The organism is Saccharibacillus sp. WB 17, from assembly GCF_008634075.2.
Classification (GTDB): Bacteria; Bacillota; Bacilli; order Paenibacillales; family Paenibacillaceae; genus Saccharibacillus; species Saccharibacillus brassicae.
Genome location: NZ_VPFK02000047.1, coordinates 29960 through 50930, shown reverse-complemented (window position 1 = coordinate 50930; position 20971 = coordinate 29960). Strand labels below are relative to the sequence as shown.

The 20971-nt window shown below is 59.1% G+C and carries 18 protein-coding genes; 13 read left to right on the top strand and 5 right to left on the bottom strand.

Annotated elements, in window-relative coordinates; genetic code table 11:
- Position 1: 1 nt before the first annotated feature.
- Positions 2-286, bottom strand: a complete 285-nt coding sequence (locus FTE24_RS22095) for a hypothetical protein (RefSeq protein ID WP_150228753.1) — start codon at positions 284-286, stop codon at positions 2-4.
- A gap of 307 nt (positions 287-593) precedes the next feature.
- Between FTE24_RS22095 and FTE24_RS22090 the strand changes: the two genes are divergently transcribed.
- Positions 594-2186, top strand: coding sequence for an acyl-CoA synthetase (locus tag FTE24_RS22090; RefSeq protein ID WP_150228755.1), 1593 nt, complete (start codon positions 594-596; stop codon positions 2184-2186).
- A gap of 208 nt (positions 2187-2394) precedes the next feature.
- Here FTE24_RS22090 and FTE24_RS22085 read toward each other — a convergent pair whose 3' ends face one another.
- On the bottom strand, positions 2395-3084 hold the full coding sequence (locus FTE24_RS22085) for a Na-translocating system protein MpsC family protein (protein ID WP_160441863.1): 690 nt from the start codon (positions 3082-3084) through the stop codon (positions 2395-2397).
- Between the two features lie 237 nt (positions 3085-3321).
- Between FTE24_RS22085 and FTE24_RS22080 the strand changes: the two genes are divergently transcribed.
- Positions 3322-4239 (top strand): DMT family transporter, encoded by a 918-nt coding sequence (locus FTE24_RS22080; protein WP_150228759.1) that lies wholly within the window; start codon positions 3322-3324, stop codon positions 4237-4239.
- Here the strand turns inward: FTE24_RS22080 and FTE24_RS22075 are convergent.
- A complete protein-coding gene (locus tag FTE24_RS22075; RefSeq protein ID WP_160441862.1) occupies positions 4151-4750 on the bottom strand; it encodes a GNAT family N-acetyltransferase in 600 nt (199 codons plus the stop codon). The two genes, FTE24_RS22080 and FTE24_RS22075, sit on opposite strands and share 89 nt — an antisense overlap.
- 91 nt (positions 4751-4841) lie before the next feature.
- Between FTE24_RS22075 and FTE24_RS22070 the strand changes: the two genes are divergently transcribed.
- From FTE24_RS22070 to FTE24_RS22035, 8 genes are all read left to right on the top strand, one after another.
- On the top strand, positions 4842-5171 hold the full coding sequence (locus FTE24_RS22070) for a DUF3219 family protein (RefSeq protein WP_150228764.1): 330 nt from the start codon (positions 4842-4844) through the stop codon (positions 5169-5171).
- Positions 5168-5635 (top strand): DinB family protein, encoded by a 468-nt coding sequence (locus tag FTE24_RS22065; RefSeq protein WP_150228766.1) that lies wholly within the window; start codon positions 5168-5170, stop codon positions 5633-5635. The genes FTE24_RS22070 and FTE24_RS22065 overlap by 4 nt, the downstream gene beginning before the upstream one ends.
- 34 nt (positions 5636-5669) lie before the next feature.
- On the top strand, positions 5670-6602 hold the full coding sequence (locus FTE24_RS22060; RefSeq protein ID WP_150228768.1) for a LysR family transcriptional regulator: 933 nt from the start codon (positions 5670-5672) through the stop codon (positions 6600-6602).
- Between the two features lie 44 nt (positions 6603-6646).
- Positions 6647-7765 carry a 5-methyltetrahydropteroyltriglutamate--homocysteine S-methyltransferase gene (locus FTE24_RS22055; protein WP_150228770.1) on the top strand — a complete coding sequence of 373 codons (1119 nt, stop codon included), beginning with the start codon at positions 6647-6649 and terminating at the stop codon, positions 7763-7765.
- A 404-nt stretch (positions 7766-8169) separates the two neighbouring features.
- Positions 8170-9312 (top strand): 5-methyltetrahydropteroyltriglutamate--homocysteine S-methyltransferase, encoded by a 1143-nt coding sequence (locus tag FTE24_RS22050; RefSeq protein WP_150228772.1) that lies wholly within the window; start codon positions 8170-8172, stop codon positions 9310-9312.
- A gap of 582 nt (positions 9313-9894) precedes the next feature.
- Positions 9895-10302, top strand: a complete 408-nt coding sequence (locus FTE24_RS22045; protein WP_150228774.1) for a hypothetical protein — start codon at positions 9895-9897, stop codon at positions 10300-10302.
- Between the two features lie 186 nt (positions 10303-10488).
- The gene (locus FTE24_RS22040; protein ID WP_150228776.1) at positions 10489-10869 is read left to right on the top strand and encodes a hypothetical protein; all 381 of its coding nucleotides are present in this window, start codon (positions 10489-10491) and stop codon (positions 10867-10869) included.
- A 294-nt stretch (positions 10870-11163) separates the two neighbouring features.
- Entirely contained in the window at positions 11164-12177 is a 1014-nt protein-coding gene (locus FTE24_RS22035; protein WP_150228778.1) for a DUF4362 domain-containing protein, read from the top strand.
- Here FTE24_RS22035 and FTE24_RS22030 read toward each other — a convergent pair.
- The gene (locus tag FTE24_RS22030) at positions 12174-13022 is read right to left on the bottom strand and encodes a helix-turn-helix transcriptional regulator (protein ID WP_150228780.1); all 849 of its coding nucleotides are present in this window, start codon (positions 13020-13022) and stop codon (positions 12174-12176) included. The genes FTE24_RS22035 and FTE24_RS22030 overlap by 4 nt on opposite strands.
- Positions 13023-13299: 277 nt before the next feature.
- Here FTE24_RS22030 and FTE24_RS22025 point away from each other — a divergent pair, with 277 nt between their 5' ends.
- On the top strand, positions 13300-15030 hold the full coding sequence (locus FTE24_RS22025; RefSeq protein WP_150228783.1) for a glycoside hydrolase family 2 protein: 1731 nt from the start codon (positions 13300-13302) through the stop codon (positions 15028-15030).
- Positions 15031-15165: 135 nt separating this feature from the next.
- Here FTE24_RS22025 and FTE24_RS22020 read toward each other — a convergent pair whose 3' ends face one another.
- On the bottom strand, positions 15166-16806 hold the full coding sequence (locus FTE24_RS22020) for a diguanylate cyclase domain-containing protein (protein WP_150228785.1): 1641 nt from the start codon (positions 16804-16806) through the stop codon (positions 15166-15168).
- Between the two features lie 340 nt (positions 16807-17146).
- Between FTE24_RS22020 and FTE24_RS22015 the strand changes: the two genes are divergently transcribed.
- Both FTE24_RS22015 and cysI read left to right on the top strand, forming a co-directional pair.
- The gene (locus tag FTE24_RS22015; RefSeq protein WP_150228787.1) at positions 17147-18985 is read left to right on the top strand and encodes an assimilatory sulfite reductase (NADPH) flavoprotein subunit; all 1839 of its coding nucleotides are present in this window, start codon (positions 17147-17149) and stop codon (positions 18983-18985) included.
- 71 nt (positions 18986-19056) lie between these two features.
- Positions 19057-20799 carry an assimilatory sulfite reductase (NADPH) hemoprotein subunit gene (cysI, locus tag FTE24_RS22010; protein ID WP_150228789.1) on the top strand — a complete coding sequence of 581 codons (1743 nt, stop codon included), beginning with the start codon at positions 19057-19059 and terminating at the stop codon, positions 20797-20799.
- Positions 20800-20971: the final 172 nt, after the last annotated feature.

The following is a 20971-nucleotide window of genomic DNA, read 5'->3' as shown; positions in this document are numbered from 1 at the left end:
ATCACCGGAGCGCAAGTTCCTTGTGCAAAGCGGAATGATAAGTCTGCCAGGGAATCGACGCCGGGCCGAGCGCCGAGAGATACGCGATGCAGTCCGCGTCTCCGCAATATTTGGGAACGCCGTCTGCCTTTTGGGACACCAGGACGATCGGCATGCCCGGGAAGACGGGAGCGTATCTCGCCGCCGCTTCCTCGCATGCGCCGGAATAACCCAGCACGTGCGGCTTGACCGCCACCGCCGCAAATCTCAGACCCTGCCGTTCAATAATCGCACCGTCAAAACTCATGTTGTTCGCCTCCATGGAATTTAGGTTTACTTCTTCATTAAAACAGATTTCGCCGAAAATTTAGTGAATTAAATCACAAAATAGATCGGAATTTGCAAACGTTTTAGCGTGAATTCACGTATCTTCCGCTGCTGCGAAGTCGGCGCGCTGTTCATGAAGAAAAGATGAGGAAGCTTAACACCTGGTCCTAAACCATGCTATACTAATAGCCACCTGATCTTAATACCGGAACGATCGTGACGGCAAGGCGTGCGGGTCGGGCGCGTCGAAGCGTCGAATAAAGGATGGACAAAAGGAGAAATGTCGGATGAAATACAGTCAATGGGCAGCACCGGAGAGATACAATCTGACCTCCGAAATGGAGCATTACGCCCCAGATAAAGTCGCGCTCAAATGGCTCGGCGAAGCCGGCGAACAAGCGGAGATCACATACGGCGACCTGCTGAAGCAGGCCAACCGGCTCGCGGGCGGGCTGTCGAAGCTCGGTCTGCAAAAAGGCGACAAGGTGCTGGTAACGGTACCGCGGCGCATCGTGGCGTACGTCATCTACATGGCCTGCCTGAAGCTTGGGCTGGTCATTATTCCGTCGTCGGAAATGCTGCGGTCCAAAGACCTGTCGTACCGCCTGCTTCATTCCGAAGCGCGCGCCGTCATCTCCTGGCCGTCGGTAACAGGCGAAGTGGACCGGATCGAAGAAGAGCTGCCGGCGCTCGATCATCGCATTCTCGTGACCGAAGCCGGCGATTCCACCGAAGCGGACGGCTGGCTGAACCTGAACGCGCTGATGCAGAATCAGCCGGACACGTTCGAAGCGGCGGACACGTCCCGCGACGATATGGCGATTCTCGCCTACACGTCCGGCACGACGGGCAATCCCAAAGGCGTCGTGCATACGCACGGCTGGGCATACGCGCATCTGCGCATCACGTCTTCATGGCTCGATATTCACGAGGAAGACACGGTCTGGGCCACGGCGGCGCCGGGCTGGCAGAAATGGATCTGGAGCCCGTTCCTGTCGGTACTCGGCAGCGGCGCGACTGGCTTCGTCTACAGCGGCGCGTTCGAGCCGAAGCGCTACCTGCATCTGCTGCAGGATTACAAGATCGGCGTGCTCTGCTGCACGCCGACGGAATACCGCCTCATGGTCAAATCGCACGGCTTGAGCGAATACGACCTGACCGCGCTGCGCAGCGCCGTCTCGGCGGGCGAGCCTCTGAACCAGGAAGTCATCCATGCGTTCCAGAAGCATCATGACCTGACGATCCGCGACGGCTACGGCCAGACCGAGAGCACGCTGCTGATCGGCAATCTGGTCGGTTCGCCGGTCCGGCTCGGCGCCATGGGCAAATCGATGGCGGACGGTCTGGCGCTTGTCGTCGACGACGAAGGCGTGCCGGTGCCGCCGGGCGAAGTCGGCAATATCGCCGTGCACAGCGAGCTGCCGGCGCTATTCCGCGAATATTTCAAAGATCCCGAACGCAAAGGCCAGTCGATGCGCGGCGAATATTTCATTACCGGCGACCGTGCGAGCCTCGACGAAGAAGGTTACTTCTGGTTCGAAGGCCGCGGCGACGATATCATCATCAGTTCCGGCTACACGATCGGGCCGTTCGAAGTCGAAGAAGCGCTTATGAAGCATCCGGCCGTCAAGGAATGCGCGGCGGTCGCAAGTCCGGACGAGATCCGCGGCAGCATCGTCAAAGCGTTCGTCGTGCTGCGCGACGACGTCGAAGGCACGCACGAACTGGTCAAGGAACTGCAGGCGCGCGTGAAGGAATGGACCGCTCCGTACAAGTATCCGCGCAAGATCGAGTTCGTGACCGATCTGCCGAAGACCGCTTCCGGCAAGATTCGCCGCATCGAACTGCGCGAGCAGGAGAAGCGCCGCGTCTCCAAATAAGCGTCGAATAAGCGTCCGCAAGCCCGGTCCCGGGCAGGCGGCGCCCTTCTATATGATCGCTTCGTATCGTTCTTATGGATTCGTATTATTCTTATCGCTTCGTATGAATCCATAGCCTATCAAAAAGCCGATCCCGCTTTGTCTGTCGACAGCGGGATCGGCTTTTGGGCGTGCGGCGGGTTGGTCCGCCCAAGCCCAGCCCGGCGGATCAGTCCTCGAACACGTATACGAGCAAGCTTTTGTCGAGTTCGAACGACCAGTCGACGTAGAAATCCTTGATTTTGCGCTTCAACGTCTGCTCGATATGATCGGATTCCAGATGGATGACTTCTTTTTCCAGATTCCGTTTGACCTTTCGCAGAATCTCGCTGGCGCCCTGATCGACGAACGCTTTTTCGATTTTGATCAGGATGCCTTCCCGGACGATGACCAGAATATGGTCGGCAGCCCAGTAGGAGTAGATCTCGTCCGGCATTTTCTGGATCTCGTACGTGACTTTGCCGATAGTGTCGTGAACGTCGCTTTTGCCCGAATAATAATCTTCCTGCTTGTGATAGGCCTGTTCTTCCGGAAGGCCGACGAGCATGCCGGAGAGATCGCGGTCCGACCAGTCGTAATAGAAAGTGCCGATCCGAAAACCGGTCGCGGCCTCGATCGTGCCGGCAAGTTCGGGCAAAATATGTTCAAACATCAGTTCCTGCACCGAACGAAGCGCGTCGGGGTCCTGCAGCCGGATCAGGTTCTGCATCTCGTCGCCCATGAAGTGTTCCAGATGGACGATCAAGGAACGCTCATCCAAGTAGATGTCCATGCGCCCCGGGGCCTGATTGAAGCGCTGCGTAAACAGGTCGTTCAGCAGGGTTTTGATTTTTGCTTTGGCTACGTGTTTTTCAGGCATGCTGTCACTCCCCGTCTCAAATGTCTGGGCTCGCCCCATCGCTACAAAAGGGACTTAACCGGGGATTTGCAGACTGACTCAGGCGACGAACCGCGCAGCACCCGACCGGGCCTGCCGTGCTCCGTGTTCACGCGGTCACAAAGTGTTTTTTTTCGCGAAGATTGCTGATATGATTAAATCCGGCCTGCCCCGGCGGGCACAACTAGAGAAAAGCATTGGGGAGACAGAAGCACTATCATGAAAAAATCTATCGCAATTCCGTTGACCGTCTCCATCATCGCCGTCTCGTTCTCGGCGATCTTCGTCAAATGGTCGGACGCGCCGTCCTCCATTCTGAGCATGTACCGGATGTGGTTCGCGTGCTTCCTCATGCTGCCTATCGTCTGGATCAAACGCGACGAGTTCAAGCGGATCGGCCGCAGGGAAGCCCGGCTGCTGGTCTTCTCCGGGCTGTTTCTGGCACTGCACTTCGCGCTGTGGTTCGAATCGCTGAAGTTGACCACGGTGGCAAGCTCCACCATCATTTTGGCGCTGCAGCCGCTCGTGTCGCTCGCCGTCGGATTTGCGTTGTTCCGGGAGCGGACGACGCGGGCATCGATCGTCGCGCTGGTCGTGGCTACCTTCGGGGTCATGCTTATCGGCTGGGGCGATTTCGGGCTGAGCGCGCAGGCGATCCGCGGCGACCTGTTGTCGTTTCTGTGCGTGATCGCGGTCGTCGGGTATTTGTTTATCGGGCAAAGCGCGGTCAAAAAAGTGTCGCACTGGATCTACAGCTTCTGCGTGTTCCTGTCGGCTGCCATGTTCCTGACGCTCTACAACCTCGCGACCGTGCAGCCGTTTTTCGATTATCCGGCGCGGGAATGGGGCGTGTTCGTGCTGCTTGCGATCGTGCCGACGCTCGCGCATATTATCAACAACTGGCTGCTGAACTACGTCAACGCCACGACGATCTCCATGAGCATTCTCGGCGAGCCAGTCGGCGCTTCGCTGCTTGCGGTGTGGCTGCTCGGCGAGCATATGACCTGGATTCAGATCGGGGGCGGCGTCCTCGTGCTTGCGGGCATGTCTATGTTCCTGATCCGTCAGTCGTCGGGCGTGCGTCCGGCTTCGGCCGAATCTTCGGACGTCCCAGCAGGGAAAGCGGGAACCCCATAAAGCGGCGGTAAAGGCGCAGAAATTCCTGTTCGTCGAACGATCCGCCGTGAATAAGCGCTTCGTACAGCACGCCGAATTCCTGGATCAGGTAACCGGAACCGGCGTAGCCGCAGCGCACGTAGAAATCGCGCCGGCGCAGCCGTTCCGCGGCATTGGGCGCTGCCGGATCGGGCGCTTCGATATTGAGCAGGATGCGGCTGCCCGGATACGTCCGGCGGATCTGCTCCAGTACCCGGCTGCCGTAGCCCTGCGAGCGGTGAACGGGATCGATCGCCAGATACATAAGGAAGATCAGGCTGCCGCGCCGCGCCAGGTAAGTGAAGCCGACGAAGACGCGCCCGTCCGATTGTTCGTCGTAATAAGCGGTGAATTCCACATCGGGCCGGCGTGCCCTGCGGTACAGAATCGACAGCGGGGCTCTTTCGTTTGCGGGAAAAGCTTCTTCGTACAACGTCTTGACGGCCGCGGATAACGGCGATCGCGGCGTCAGGGCTTCCGTAATCAGGTTCATACGATTCTCCTTTTGCGTCCGAGGCGCAAATCCATTATAGTAAAACTGCTTTCGATCACTGCTTTGCATCCATTATAAAGGAGGCCGTGCCATGAACACCAATCCCGCAGACGGGCAAACTGCCGGCACCCCGGTATGGATCGACGACCGTCTGCTTCACGTCTTCAACCTGCATGAATTCACGGTCGAAATTTCGGGCGAACAACGGCGTGCGGTCGCTTTCGACTTCAAAGTGACGCACGCGGAATATCACGACGTCGCCACGCTGCTGTACAAAGGCAAGTTCCGTGTACGCATTCCCGCCCTCGGCTTCGAACGGGACGCGGACATTCACAATTATTCGACGTCGCTGGACAATCTGTACGAAAAAGACGCGGTCGGCGATTACCATCTGGAATTGGTCGAAGGAGGACTTTTATGACTAACCGAGACACGATAGGGATTCAACTGCGGGCCTGCCGCAACGAAAACGGATGGTTCACGTCCATGGCCGCCGCGGTCAAAGGGCTGACACAGAAACAGGCCGATTGGAAAAGCAACGAAGAAATGAACAGCGTGCATGAAATCGTGCGGCATCTGGACTTTTACAACCATCGGTATCTCAAGCAGTTTCGGGGCGAAGAAGTGCCGGAATTCGAAGGGGACAACGACGATACGTTTGATCCGGAACCGAACATGGAAGACACCTGGCAGGAAGCGCTCGCCGCTTACGATGCCACGTTGAACGACTGGATCGAACTTATCGAGCAGGCCGACGACGAACAGTTCGGCAAATGGGCAAGCGACCTGTCCCACCTGACGATCCATAACGCATACCATATCGGCCAGATCGTGTTCATTCGCAAGCAGCAGGGTTCGTGGGATAAAAAGTACGGCGTCAGTTGAAAGTACGGCGTAAGTTGAAAGCGGGGGAACGATATTGACTTTACAGCAGCTCAGGTATGCGATCGAGGTGGCAGGCTGCGGCTCGATCAACGAGGCGGCCAAACGCCTGTTCATCTCGCAGCCGAGTCTGTCCAACGCGATCAAGGACCTGGAGCAGGAACTCGGCATTACCATTTTCGACCGTACCAACCGGGGCATCACGCTGTCCGCGGACGGCGTTGAATTTATGGCGCACGCCCGGCAGATCGTCGAACAGGCGGAACTGCTGGAAGGCCGTTACAAAAACAAGCGGCGCAGCAGCGTGCATTTCTCCGTCTCGACCCAGCATTACGCGTTCGCTTCCGAAGCGTTCTCCGCTCTGATGGAAGGAAGCGGCGAGCAGGAGTACGCGTTCTCGCTGCGAGAAACCCAGACGTCGGAGATCATCGAAGACGTGCGGACGCTGCGCAGCGATCTCGGTATTTTGTATTTGTGCGACCGCAACGCCAGAGTCATGAACAAGATGTTCAGCGACGGCAGCCTCAAGTTTACGCCGTTGTTCAATACCCGCCCGCATATTTTTATCGGGCTGACGCATCCGCTCGCGCGCCGGGAGATCGTGACGGTCGAGGATCTGCCCCCGTACCCGTATATCACGTTCGATCAGGGAGAAAGCAGCTCGCTGCATTTCTCGGAAGAACTGATGAACCTGCCGGAAGCGGGACGCAGCGTCAAGGTTAATGACCGCGCCACCCTGTCGGGACTGCTGGCGGGCACGCACAGCTATACGGTCGGTACGGGCATTCTCGCCGCCGAACTCGACGGGACGGTGCTCAAGTCGGTGCCGGTCGAGACGGACGAGCTGTTCACGATCGGCTGGATCGCGCACAAAGACCGGAGACTGAGCCCGATCGCGGCTTCTTATATCAATCTGCTGAACGACCTGGTCGCCCGGCGCTATTTCGCGGCGAACCAGTTTTTGTTCTGACGAAGCTTCGCTTCACATTTCCATTTTTGAATCGGGAGGAACGTATGCAAAGTCCAGTGATCGGCACAACCAGAACGTCGCCGCCTTTTCGCTGCGATCTCGTGGGCAGCTTCCTGCGCCCGCCTGAGCTGCTCGAAGCCCGGCGGCTGCACCGGGAAAGGCAACTGACGGACGAAGGGCTGTACGAGCTTGAGACGGCGGAAATCGCCAAGCTCGTGGAGCGGCAGCGGGAAATCGGGCTGCGCGTCGTCACCGACGGCGAATTCCGCCGTTCGTGGTGGCATCTCGATTTCTTTCTCGGGGTCGAAGGCACGGAGAAGATCGACCTGAACGCCGCGGCGGGACGTATCGACGCCAAGCAGCGCGCGGAGACGTTCCGCATCTCGGAGCGCATCTCGTTCGGCCGGCATCCCATGCTGCGGCATTTCGAATCGCTGCGCCTGCAGGCAGGGGACGCGGTGCCCAAGATGACCATTCCCGCGCCGTCGCTGTTCCATTTCGTGCAGCGCTACAACGGCGGAGGCGCGTACGACAACGACGAAGGTTTGTTCGCCGACATCGTCCGGGTGTACCGGGACGCGATCCGCGCTTTTTACGACGCGGGCTGCCGGTATCTCCAGCTCGACGACACCGCCTGGGGTACGCTGTGCAGCCTGCTGCACCGGACGCAGCTGCGCAGCCAGGGCACCGACCCGGACACGCTTGCGGCGCAATACGTCAAGCTGATCAACGATTCGATCGCCGAACGTCCGGCCGATATGACGATCGCCCTGCATGTCTGCCGCGGCAATTTTCATTCGACATGGTTCGCTTCGGGAGGCTACGAGCCGGTAGCGGAAGCGTTGTTCGGCGGCTGCCGGGTCGATGCTTTTTTCCTCGAATACGATAACGAACGCGCCGGCGGCTTCGAGCCGCTCCGCTTCATCCGGGAACAGTTCGTCGTGCTCGGCCTTGTGACGACGAAGCACGGCGGGCTGGAGAGCAAAGACGTGCTGAAGGCGCAGATTGCCGAAGCGGCCGCTTTCGTGCCGCTCGGGCAGCTGTGCCTGAGCACGCAGTGCGGCTTTGCTTCGACGGAGGAAGGCAATCTGCTCACCGAAGAAGAACAGTGGGACAAGCTTAGGCTCGTGGCCGAGACGGCCGCGGAAGTGTGGCCGGACTGAGAGCAGACTGAAAACGGGTCGGCCGCCGGGAAGCTGTCTGCCATGCGCGTGCATTCCGCGTGCAACCTCCGTAAGATCCGTATACAATCCGCAGGCAACCGGGCCCTATCCGCCTCTAATTCCGACAAATATACCCCGCTATAAGATTTTGATATAGCGGGGTATAGCTTTTAGGCGTTATGCCGGTTTCTTCGGGAGATGCTATAGTATTTCCTAATCTCTCGTCGAAGCCGGCAGGCCACGCGCCGAACGACGGTGAACGGTTGACCTCATCGGGCTGCGCCCGAGCTACCACTTGCCAGAACATCGAACGGTTGTGCGCCATTCGGCACTTTCGATTTCACTTTCGATTTTCGCGTCCAATTTTAAATTCGCATCCCAGATTCCCGAGGAGGATTTGATCCATGAGCACCGTATTCGAGCAAGCGACCCAAAGAGACACCGTTCCTTTCCGGCATGATATCGTAGGCAGCTTCCTGCGTCCGCAGGCGATCAAAGAAGCGCGCGCCAAGTTCGCGGCAGGCGAGATTGGCGCGGCCGAACTGCGCCAAGTCGAGGACGAAGAGATCGTCAAGCTTGTCGCGAAGCAAAAAGAAGTGGGACTCAAAGGCGTCACCGACGGCGAATTCCGCCGTTCGTGGTGGCATCTGGACTTCTTCTGGGGACTCGGCGGCGTCGACAAAAAAGCGTCCGATACGGGTTATCTGTTCCACGGCGTGGAATCCCGCGCGGAGACGGCGCTGCTGACCGGCAAAGTCGGCGAAGGCGCGAAGCATCCGATGGTCGAAGACTTCAAGTTTCTGCACGAAGCGGCCGGCGACGACGTCGTGGCCCGCCAGACGATTCCGGCTCCGGCCCAACTGCTGTTCGAGCTGTTCCGTGGCGACAATATCAAGACGGTCGACGAGTTCTATCCGAACCGTCAAGATCTGTACACCGACGTGGGCGCCGCTTACCGCGACGCGATCCTCGCGTTCTACGCGGCAGGCTGCCGCAATATCCAGCTCGACGACTGCACATGGGGCGCGCTGAGCGACCGTCAGTTCCGCGCGATGCAGGAAGAAGCGGGCGTGGACATCAACGAAATGGCCAAAGGCTTCCTGTACGTGAACAACCTGGCGATCGAGAACCTGCCGGCCGACCTCGTCGTGACGACGCACGTCTGCCGCGGCAACTTCAAATCGACGTATGCCGGCGAAGGCGGCGGCTACGATCCGATCGCGGAGATTCTGTTCGGCGGCTCCAACGTGTCGGCCTTCTACCTGGAATACGACAGCGAACGCGCCGGCGGCTTCGAACCGCTGAAGCACGTGAAGAACCAGCAGGTCGTGCTGGGTCTGTTCAGCTCCAAGTTCGGCGAGCTGGAAGACAAAGCGCAGATCCTCAAGCGGATCGAAGAAGCGGCGCAGTACGTCGACATCAACCAGCTGTGCGTCAGCCCGCAGTGCGGCTTCGCTTCGACGGAAGAAGGCAACGTCCTGACCGAAGAGCAGCAGTGGGCCAAGCTGCGCTTCGTCAAGGAAGTCGCCGACGAAGTGTGGGGCTGATCGACGCGATCGCGTTCATGAAGCGGCCCTGGCGTTGAACCGGGGCTGCGCGTCTGGCGTCTGGCGTCTGACGTTCAAGCCAACCGGCGTCCAAGCCAACTAGCGTCCAAGCCAACCGAATCCTCCTGTGGAGGGTTCGGTTTTTTGGGTTTGGGCCAGTCGGGCGGCCGAGCCTGATCCGCGCGCGCCGCATTTCGACGGCTAACGAACCTCACGATCGCTATCTGCCCGTTTTCGGCTTTTTTCGTTTTTTAACGAATCGTCCTATCCTTATGAAGCGCCATCAAGGCAGTTTCAGGCCGTATTGAAGCCAATAGCGTGCTGACGATTCGTTCATATGCGATAAAAGCGCTTTAGCGGGCCAATAGCGTGCTCACGATTCGTTGGTGGCGCCAAGCCGGCGGTCCGTCCGGCTCCGACCTTCCGCCTGCGGTCTCCGGTCCAAATTCCCGGCCTCGAACAGAGGTGCCTTGAACCGGCCCTTTTTTTGTTGCACCAAAGAGAGTACAATAGGGAACCAAGAAACGACACCAAGTCCTCGCAGCATGAGAAGCTGTCCAGAAAAGGAGCGAAACGATTCCCATGAATGTTCATGTTCCCGATAATGCCCGGCGCGATCTGGCGCTGGTAGGCTGCCCCGATTGCACGTTCCGGTTCGAAACGCCGAATTACCGGCTCGGCATGCAGCAGAAATGTCCCGAATGCGCGGCGGCGATCAAACCGAAATACGTGCGGCGAGCGCAGGATGCCGGATACTCGCTGAGCTACCATACTTTCCTGCAGCTGCTCACCATGCGTCCTTACCGCGACGAGATCGCCCCGCTGATCGAAGGCTGGTTCGGCTACCGCACGGAATACCGCGGCCGTACCCCGGTCGTCAGCAATGCCACGGGCCGCACCGTCGATCTGGAGCAGATGCACGAGATGATCCAGACCAGTTCCCGCTGGCAGGAGATTTTATACTGGAAAGCGGGCAAATTTTTCAGATAACGTCTTCTATTTTTGCAAATAAGATAAATAGGCGGATGTAAAGGTAGCTCTCTTCCTTGTGAAGTCAAAGGCAAAAGACTATGCTGATCAAACGTCATCCTTTACCTAAAAATAGAAAACTTCCTTTTTTGCGGACCGTATTTTCTGGATGAAAAAGTGGTACGGGAGAGGAAGGAGAAACGTAATATGGGCAGCCCCATGAATCTACAGGACAAGTTCCATGAAATTTTTATCGAAATGGAGTTTTTTGTCGGCAAATCAAGTTTGATTTATGTGGAAGGGTCGTCCGAGATGGTGGAAGGCGGCGCATACAAGTGGGCGAATCTGGATGCCGCGGATACGGAAGTGCAGCGAAAGTTATGCGCCAAGTATGTTCGGCTTATCGATTTGATCCACTACCTCGAAATGGAAGGCGATACTTCCGACGATTTGGATTGCAGCAGCCGGCGCGTGCTTCGTATGCTTCGTCAGGATGGCGCGGTGTTGCAAAATACGACCCGGCAGGTGTGCGAAGACATTGCGCAGCAGCTCGATTTGCAGCTGATCTTGAGCGAAAGCTTCAGATAAAGGCCGGCTTTACTCCAAATAAACGTATAGATTACCCGCTCGGGCTTCGGCCCGCGGCGGGTTTTTTTGTAACGGTTTGTACTGGCGGATCGTCCCCGAACGCCGAGTGGAAAAACATTGGGACTGAACAGGGACCGTGTACGGGCTGGACGGCTGCGACGAACGCGGCGGCGGACGAAGCGACCGATTCCAACTGCGAATAGAAGATGAAGCCAGACTATAAAAAAAGCAGACTTGCAATAAATGTAACTTTTTACCTAATCCAAACGTTTAGAGGAAAAAGGGGGATATGCTATGTCGATTTGGATCAAGTCTGCTGCTGTCGTTCTGCTGTTTGCGCTCGGCGCATGTTCGGCGCAAGAAACTTCAACGCCCGAGCCGGTCTCGTCGCCGTTCGCGCGCGTGCCGGATACGGTCCCGATCAAGCCGGGCACCAGTCCCGAGCCGGCGGGGGAGCGGGTAATCGCGTACCGGTATATTCCGTTCGGCGAACTGCGCGAATTCGTAACGCTTGAACAGCGTGAAGACGCGGCCGCATTCCGGGAAGCGCTCAAGCGGGCGAAGCCGGCTTCGTCCGGGCAGCAGCGCAGCGAAGTGCCGGCCGATTACGGCATTCGCCTTGAAGTGGACGGCGAGGAGAAAACGTACCTGTTCTGGCTTGGCATCTTCGGTCGCGGGCGGGGGATCGTGGAAGATCTGCAAGACCGCGATGCCCGTTACGTGCTCGGTTCCGAAGACCGTCAAGAGCTGTATGACCGGATCGACGCGACACGTTACGATTCGGAGCGGGCGGAGAAGAACGGAGACATCGTTCAGACGTACGGGCGCGTGATCCATATGGAGACGTGGACCGATTTTATGCAAAACGTGGACAGCGGACGCTCCGATTCGGTGCAGTTCACGGACTACACGATCGAAGGCGATCCGATCTTCGACAATTTGGGTTACGACGGCAGCCATATTTATTATGCCCATGACAACAGCCAGGATTCATTCGGCCTTCCCGCCAAACCATCCTACACGTGCGAGAAGATCATTACCCAACCGCTGGACGTCAAAAGAGGCGGCACGGGCATCCTGTATCGGCTGGACGGCTGCACCAGTGCTTCCAAAAACACTTCCGAAGAAACTTCCGAAGACGCTTCCGCCCAACAATTCTGGTTCCCGGTACCCGACAGCACGGTGACGGGTAATCCGGCCCCCGTTAAGGCTGCGGGCAATCCCGGACTCGGCCGAACGACGTCCGACGTGTATGTTCGATTGGAGGGTGACGAAGCGCAGCTGGTGTTCCAACGTCCTCTTCCTTAAACGTCCGGATCCGGCGGTCCGTCTTCTTTCGCCCGGCGGCGAAAAGCCGAGGGCGAGAGACCTTTATGCTTTTTGAACGTGCGGCTGAAATGGAACTCGTCGCCGTAGCCGCACGACCCGGCAATCGCGTGCAGCGTCAGGTCGGTATAGAGCAGATAACGCTCGGCCTGCCGCAGCCGAAGCCGCGACAGCATCTGTTTGGGCGTGACGCCGGCATGGTGCACAAACAATTTGCGCAGATGCGACACCGATACATGCAGCTCGCCGGCCAGCTGTCCCGTCGTCAGCGGCTCGGCGAAGCGCTGGCCGAGGATGGTGAGACCGCGCTCGAACAAGGCGCGGGCTTTGCCGGGTTCCGGCGCGCTTCCGGTGTGCAGCCGGCCGAGCAGATCGAGCAGCGCGGCGCCGGCTTCCCTCTCCGGTACCGGCATGCCGGGCGTCCACCGTTCGATGATCCGGCCGATCGCCGTATCGAGTTCAATCGCCCGCTCGCCGTCCCACGCCGAGCGGTGCGGCAGATCGAAGCGCGGAATACGCGACGGCGCGGGCCAATGCCCGTCCGCGTCCGACAGCTCCGCGGCATCGAACAGCACCATCGCCATATGCAGATCCCGGCCGCCCAGCGCGGCCATTTTCATGCTCAATCCCGGTTCCAGATACAACAATTCCCCGCGCTGCGCTTCGTAACAGCCTTTCTCGGATTCGAAGCGGCCGCTGCCTGCGCGAATCCAGTACAGACTATGTACCGAAGTATTCCGGCGGATATCGCTCCATGCCCCGGACGTGTTTTTGTAAGCGGCCCAGCGGATTTTGACGGCCGGGTCGTGCAGCGTGTGCGTGTCCATGATCGTGTTCGCCTCCGTTTTGTCGCAGTCTTTTTCGGTCAGTATAGAGCAATCGGAGGAGGACGCCAAGCTTGAATCCGAATCATTTTTGACATGAACAAGGTCGGAATACTCATGGAGATTTGGCGCCGGAAAGCGTAATCTGGTCAGGAAAACGGGATTTAACGCTGCTTGGGAGTCAGAACTTCGCGCGGGGCCGATCCCGGTCAATCATTCCAAAACGACATGGAACCCGGCTGCGCCAACATTCCGCGTCGATCCCGAAAGGATGAACAACATGATTCGATTGTTCGACACGCACGAGGTCCGTCCGATCAAAGAACTGGAAGGACTGTGGGAATTTCAGCCGGTGAGCCGGCAGGGGGAAGTGCCGGAGCGGATGGCGTACCGACTGCCCGTGCCGGGCTGCTGGGAGACCCATCCCGAATTCGGCACTTACCGGGGCGTCGGATTGTACCGGCGCATCGTCCGCATCGCGCACCGCACGAATCTGCGTCTGGAGTTCAAAGGCGTCAGCCATACGGCGGACGTCTATCTGGACGGCGAGCTTGTCGCGCATCATCACAATGCCTACACCGCGCTCGACACGGTCGTGCGGCAGGTCGAACCGGGCGAGCACGAGATCCGGCTGTATGCGGACAATTCGTTCGGCGAACATTCCGCGCTGCATATTCCGAACGACTATTACACGTACGGAGGCCCGATCCGGCCGGTACTGCTGGAAGAGATCGGGGACGTCTATATCGAACGCGTCGCGTTCTGGCCGGAGTGGAACGACGGAATCTGGCATGGACGCTGGAAAGCGACGGTGCGCAATCTCGGGGATACGGCGCAGACGACGGAACTGGAGCTGGGACTGGAAGGAGCGAAGCCTCACGGCGGCGAACGGCTGCGCGCGGCGCTGCGGATCGAAGCGGGCGAGAGCGTGACGGTAGAGCGGACGGCTGCGTATCCTGCGGCCGAAGCCTGGAATCCGGACTTGCCGGTGCTGTATACGCTGCGGGCTCTTTTGCTTGAAAAAGAACCGGGCGGCGCAAAAAGGGCAGTCGACGACTGGATCGACCGGATCGGCTTCCGCCGCATCGATACCGAAGGCGGACGGCTGCGGGTGAACGGGCGGAACGTGAGGCTTCAAGGGGTGAACCGCCACGAAGACCATGCGCGTTCGGGCGCGGCGCTGTCTTTTGCCGATATGCTGCACGATCTTGAACTGATCCGCGATCTGGGCTGCAACGCGGTGCGGACGAGCCATTATCCGAGCGACGAACGGTTTCTCGATCTGTGCGACGAATTCGGGCTGCTCGTCTGGGAAGAGAACCACGCCCGCGGACTGACGGAAGAGCAGATGCGCCAGCCGAATTTCCGGCGGCAGAGCGAAGACGTGACGCGGGAAATGGTCGAGCAGCATGTCAACCGTCCGTCGATCGTCATCTGGGCGGTGTTGAATGAATGTGCAAGCGACACCCTGTACGGAAGAAGCATCTACGAGAGCGAACTTGCGCTGATCCGCGAACTCGATCCTTCCCGTCCGCGAACGTTCGCTTCGCATCACCGGGAACGGGATCTCTGCCTCGATCTGGCGGATATCGTCTCGCTTAATCTGTATCCCGGTTGGTACACGGACGAAGATCCGGGCAAGCTGATGCATCAGGCGGCGGAATGGGCCGAGCGGCTCGGCGGCCCTGGCAAAGCGCTCATTTTCAGCGAATTCGGCGCCGACGGCTATTACGGCTTCCGCAGCCGCGAACGCGTCAAAGGTTCGGAAGAGCGGCAATGCGACATTCTCGGCGACAATCTGCGCGCTTACCTGGCTGAAGATTCGCCGCTGACCGGCGTATTCGTCTGGCAGTTCGGCGACTGCCGCGTGACGGAGGCGACCGGCTGGCTGCTCAGCCGCGGCTGTACCCGCAACAGCAAAGGGCTGGTGGACGGCTACCGCCGGCCGAAGCTTGCGTACGACACGGTGCGGGCGCATTTTCGCGGGCAGCCGGGCGGGGCTTCGCGTTAGGCAGGGCGGTAAGGTCTGAACATCAAAAACCGCACGGCTTCCGAAAGTGAATTCGGAGACCGTGCGGTTTTTTTGACGCGTATCGAATGTCCGGATCGGACTTCGGGCAGTAAAGCGTATGCCGGAGCGGCAAACTCAGCTTGCGGTCGTGTCCCGTTCGTGGAACGTGACGCGGTTTTTGCCCGCTTTTTTGGACAGGTACAGACATTCGTCGGCCGTATGGATAACGTCGGTGACGTTGTCGGTATCCCGGTTGTAGAATGCAACGCCGATGCTGCATCCGATCGACAGCTGGTTCATGCCGACGATGAACGGATTGTTGATCAGCTTCAGCACTTCGCCGGCGAGCCGCTCCGCTTCGGCGTACGCCTGCCGAACGGGACTGCGCGAGATCAGCAGGAATTCGTCGCCGCCGAGCCGCACGGCGATATTGCCGGGGCGCGTCGTCGTCTGCAGGCGCTTGGCGACTTTTTTGAGCAGCAGGTCGCCGACCTGGTGGCCGAACGTGTCATTGACTTTTTTGAAGCCGTCAAGGTCCAGATACATGAAGCTCAGCGTCTCGCGGGAAGGGTCGAATGCTTCGATCGTCTCTTCGAGGTAGCGCTCCAGCGCCAGCCGGTTCGGCAGCTCCGTCAGCTGGTCGCGCAGCGCGGCGTTTTGCATATGTCCCAGCGCATTTTCGGTCCGCAGCAGGGAATCGAGCAGGCTGCGCAGCGAATGCGAGAGGCTGCGAATATCGGCAAAGCCTTTCGTTTGCGGAATATCCGGCGCTCCGCCGAGACGTATACGGTCCGCGGCCCGCGTCAGCTGGCGGATCGGACGGGAGATGAATTCCGCGGTCAGCAGGCCGAGTCCGGCGAACAGCACGGCGGCGATCAGGCCGGTCCAGACGATATCCTGCCGCAGCTTGTCGACCGGAGCGAACGCGACCGATTCGGGCTGCCGCACGAGTACGGTCCAGCCGAGCCCGTCGTAATCGAGATAGCCGTCGCCGTAGGCATAGCCGGTCAGATGGCGTTCGCCGTCGGGCCATTTCTCCAGCGCCCAAGAATTGTCGCCAGTCCGCGCGCGGTCCACGCTGCCGAGCTTGAGTTCGCGTCCGGCCCAGCCTTCCGGCCCGAGCAGTACCGTATTGTCCTTCTGGCTGACGACGAACAGTTCGAACGCATGGTCATGGTCGGTCTGCGGCTGCAGCAGCGTGCGCTCGACTTCCCGGGCCCATTCCCAACTGAGATGCGCGGCCAGAACGCCGACCGTTTCGCCCGCGTCGTTCTTGACCGCGTAGCTCATGTCCACGAACTGCAGCGGCTCGCCGCTCGGATTGGGCAGCAGCTTCGCCAGCAGCACCGCTTCGTGCACGTCGCCGACGAACGAACCTTTGATGCCTTCCGCGAACACGGGCCGATCGGCGATATTTTTCCCGACCAGAATGCCGTTCGTGCCCGCCAGCACTTCGCCCTGCGTATTCATGAAGCCGATCCACGAAAAAGCGGGGAAGCTCGATTGCAGCTGGTTGAGCAGCGTCTGGATCGCCTGCGGATCATTCGCCCGCTTGAGCGGCTGCAGCTGCGTCAGCAGCTTGACTTCGCCGGACCGCGACCACATGAAGTTGTCCAGCTTGTCCGACATCTGGTAAGCGGTTCCGGCGAGCGATACGCCGATTTCTTCTTCGATCGCCTGCGTGGAACGGCTGCTGAGCAGCGAGCCGAACGTGACGCTGAGCAGAATGACGAAAGCCACGAAGATCAAGGCCAAAAACGTTCTGATTTTAATCATTTTCCAACAACCTCCGCAGCTCATGTAGCTAACTTCATGTCTTATATATCGTGCGTAATCGACAAAATATGAATAGATTATAGCCTTTTTCCATTTATTTTCGACAAATAGTGTCAAATAGAGCGTGATCGCTGCCGGATTCGGGATGATTTTTGTTTTGTTAACCTATTATCAGAAAAACTGATGAATGTCATAAACGGAATCGAATTGACCCCATTTTGCCGGTATGATAGGGTCAAGGTAGCCAAATAAATTCTGATCGTTTAACTAGGAATTGAAGCGACAATGACTCATATTAACGAAAAATCTAACAAGAATGATGCCGTGCGAGGTGGAGATCGTGGAATTGAACGCAACCAACAGCCCATTTAACGACCAACAGGCGGAACTGCTGAACCGCCTGCTTCCTACATTGAACGGACATCAGCGCATCTGGTTGACCGGTTATTTGTCGGCCCAGGCCGCGAACCCGTCGCTTGAAGCGCCGGCAGCGCAAGCTCCGACCGTGGCCGCCGAAGCCGCGCCGCAGGCTCCCGCCGTTCCGGCGGCGCCGCGCGAAGTCACCGTCTTGTTCGGCTCGCAGACCGGCAACGGCAGCGGCCTGGCGAAGAAGCTGGCGAAGCGCCTCGAAGAGCAGCAGGTCAAAGCGGACGTGCTGTCGATGTCCGATTTCAAGCCGAACAACCTGAAGAAGATCGAAAACCTGCTTATTATCGTCAGCACCCACGGCGAAGGCGAACCGCCGGACAACGCCATTTCGTTCCATGAATTTCTGCACAGCAAGCGCGCGCCGAAGCTGGACAGCCTGAACTATTCCGTCCTGTCGCTCGGCGACACGTCGTACGAGTTCTTCTGCCAGACAGGCAAAGACTTCGACGGACGCCTGGCCGAGCTTGGCGCTTCGCGCCTCGCCGAGCGGGCCGACTGCGACGTGGACTTCGACGAGACGGCCGGCGAATGGATGAAAGCCGTGACGGAAGCGCTCAGCGCGACCCCGGCGGCGGCCGCTTCCGCGGCCGATTCGGCGGCGCCGCTCAGCGCCGATCCGGAATCGGAATACTCGCGCAGCCATCCGTTTCGCGCGGAAGTGCTGGAGAACGTGAATCTGAACGGCCGCGGCTCCGCCCGCGAGACGCGCCATTTGGAGCTGTCGCTGGAAGGCTCCGGCCTGGTCTACGAACCGGGCGACAGCCTGGGCGTCTATCCGCATAACCATCCGCGCCTCGTGGACGAGATTATCGCGGAGATGGGCTGGGACGCGCAGGAGAACGTGAATACCGGCAAGAACGGTTCCGCTCCGCTGCGACAAGCGCTGTACGAATATTTCGAGATCACCGTGCTGACCAAGCCGCTGCTGGAACAGGCCGCGAAGCTTACGGGCAGCGAGAAGCTTGCGCGGTTGGTGTCGCCGGAAGCGGCGGCCGAACTGCGCGAGTACGTCGGCAGCCGCGACCTGCTCGACCTGATCCGCGACTTCGGGCTTCAGGGCCGCCCGGCGGCCGAACTGACAGGCATTTTGCGCAAAATCCCGGCCCGGTTGTATTCGATCGCAAGCAGCCCGCAGGCGACGCCGGACGAAGTGCATCTGACCGTCCGAAGCGTACGCTACGCCGGCGGTGGACGCGACCGCTACGGCGTCTGCTCCGTGCAGATGGCCGAACGCCTCGAACCGGGCGACAGCCTGCCGGTGTTCGTCCAGCACAATCCGAACTTCAAGCTGCCGCAGAACCCGGATACGCCGATCATCCTGATCGGGCCGGGCACGGGCGTCGCGCCGTTCCGGTCGTTCCTCGCCGAGCGCGAAGAGACCGGTGCCCGCGGCCAGAGTTGGCTGTTCTACGGCGACCAGCATTTTGCGACCGACTTCCTGTACCAGGTCGAATGGCAGCGCTGGATCAAGGACGGCGTGCTGAGCCGGATGGACGTCGCCTTTTCCCGCGATACGGACGAGAAGGTATACGTGCAGCACCGGATGCTGGAGCGAAGCCGGGAACTGTACGAATGGATCGACGGCGGAGCCGCGGTCTACGTCTGCGGCGACGAGAAGCATATGGCGCACGACGTGCATTCGGCGCTCGAGACGATCATCGCGCAGGGCGGGGGACTCAGTCCCGAACAGGCTTCGGAATATCTGCTGCGCATGCAGCAGGAGAAGCGCTACCAGCGCGACGTGTATTGATATAACGGATAGATATAACAGATCGATATAACCGACAAGTTCCGTTTCAACGGGGAAGGAGACGCCAGATCATGACGCAGCACACCGAGTGGAAAAAGTTTCCGCCGCACGACAGACCGCACAGCGACGTGGAGGACATCAAGCGTAACAGCGCCTACCTGCGCGGAAGCCTCGTAGAGACGCTGAAAGACCCGCTGACCGGCTCGATCCCGGAAGACGACAACCGGCTGATGAAGCATCACGGCAGCTATATGCAGGACGATCGCGATCTTCGCAACGAGCGCAGCCGCTCGAAGCTCGAACCGGCGTACCAGTTCATGCTGCGCGTACGCGCTTCCGGCGGCGTGGTCACGCCCGAACAATGGCTGATGATGGACCGCATCTCGCACAAATACGGCAACGAGACGATCCGGCTGACGACGCGCCAGTCGTTCCAGCTGCACGGCGTGCTCAAATGGAATCTCAAGAATACGATCCGCGAAGTCAATGAAGCGCTGCTCAGCACGCTTGCGGCCTGCGGCGACGTGAACCGGAACGTGATGTGCAACCCGAATCCGTACCAGTCCGAGATCCATTCGGAAGTGTACGAGTGGGCCGACAAAGTCAGCCGGCATCTCGATCCGCATACCCGCGCGTACCACGAGATCTGGCTCGACGAAGAGAAGATCGTGGACAGCCGCGACGCCGAAGTCGAACAGGAACCGATCTACGGTCCGGTCTATCTGCCGCGCAAATTCAAGATCGGCATCGCCGTGCCGCCGTCCAACGACGTCGACGTGTTCTCGCAGGATCTCGGCCTGATCGCCATTATCGAAAACGGGAAGCTGGCCGGCTTCAACGTGACGGTCGGCGGCGGCATGGGCATGTCGCACGGCGACGTGAAGACGTATCCGCAGCTGGGCAAGCTGATCGGCTTCATTACGCCGGAGCAGTCGATCGACCTGGCGGAAAAAGTCGTGACGATTCAGCGCGATTACGGCGACCGGGCGGTGCGCAAGCATGCCCGCTTCAAATACACGATCGACGACCGCGGACTGGACTGGTTCGTGAACGAACTGCACGATCGTCTCGGCTGGGAACTGGAGCCGGCGCGTCAATTCGGCTTCGACCATAACGGAGACCGTTACGGCTGGATCAAAGGCAGCAACGGCAAATGGCATTTTACGCTGTTTGTCCAAAACGGGCGGATCGCCGATTTCGAAGGGTATCCGCTGATGACCGGCCTGCGCGAAATCGCCAAGGAACACGACGGCGATTTCCGGTTGACGGCGAACCAGAATCTGATCATCGGCAACGTAAGCCCGCAGAAGAAGCGGAAGATCGATCGCCTGATCAGCCAGTACAACCTGACGGACGGCGCGCATTATTCGGCGCTGCGCCGCAGCTCGATGGCCTGCGTATCGCTGCCGACGTGCGGATTGGCGATGGCGGAATCGGAACGTTACCTGCCGGGCCTGATCGACAAGCTGGAAGTCATGCTTGAGCAGGAAGGGCTGCGCGACAAGGAAATCGTCATCCGCATGACCGGCTGCCCGAACGGCTGCGCCCGCCCGATGCTGGCGGAGCTCGCTTTTATCGGCAAGGGACCGGGCAAATACAATATGTATCTGGGCGGCGCGCACGACGGCGCACGGCTCAACAAGCTGTACAAGGAAAACATCGGCGAAGAAGAGATTCTCGCTTCGCTGCAGCCGATCATCGGACGCTATGCGAAAGAGCGGCTGGACGGCGAACATTTCGGCGACTTCACCGTGCGTGCCGGCTACGTGGAAGCGGTACATGACGGGCGCCAGTTCCATGCGCAGAACGCTTGATTTTGAACAGGCTTTAATTAAATGTCCGAAAAATCTTGAGCGTCGGTGAAGAGCCGGCGCAGCAGGGCGAAAAGCAAAGCCTACGGGCTTTCCGCTTTTCGCCTTTTTGGTTTGTGCGCTTTTCCCCCATACGTGATTGGCCGATAAACTCTTCCTGATTTTGGGTAATGGA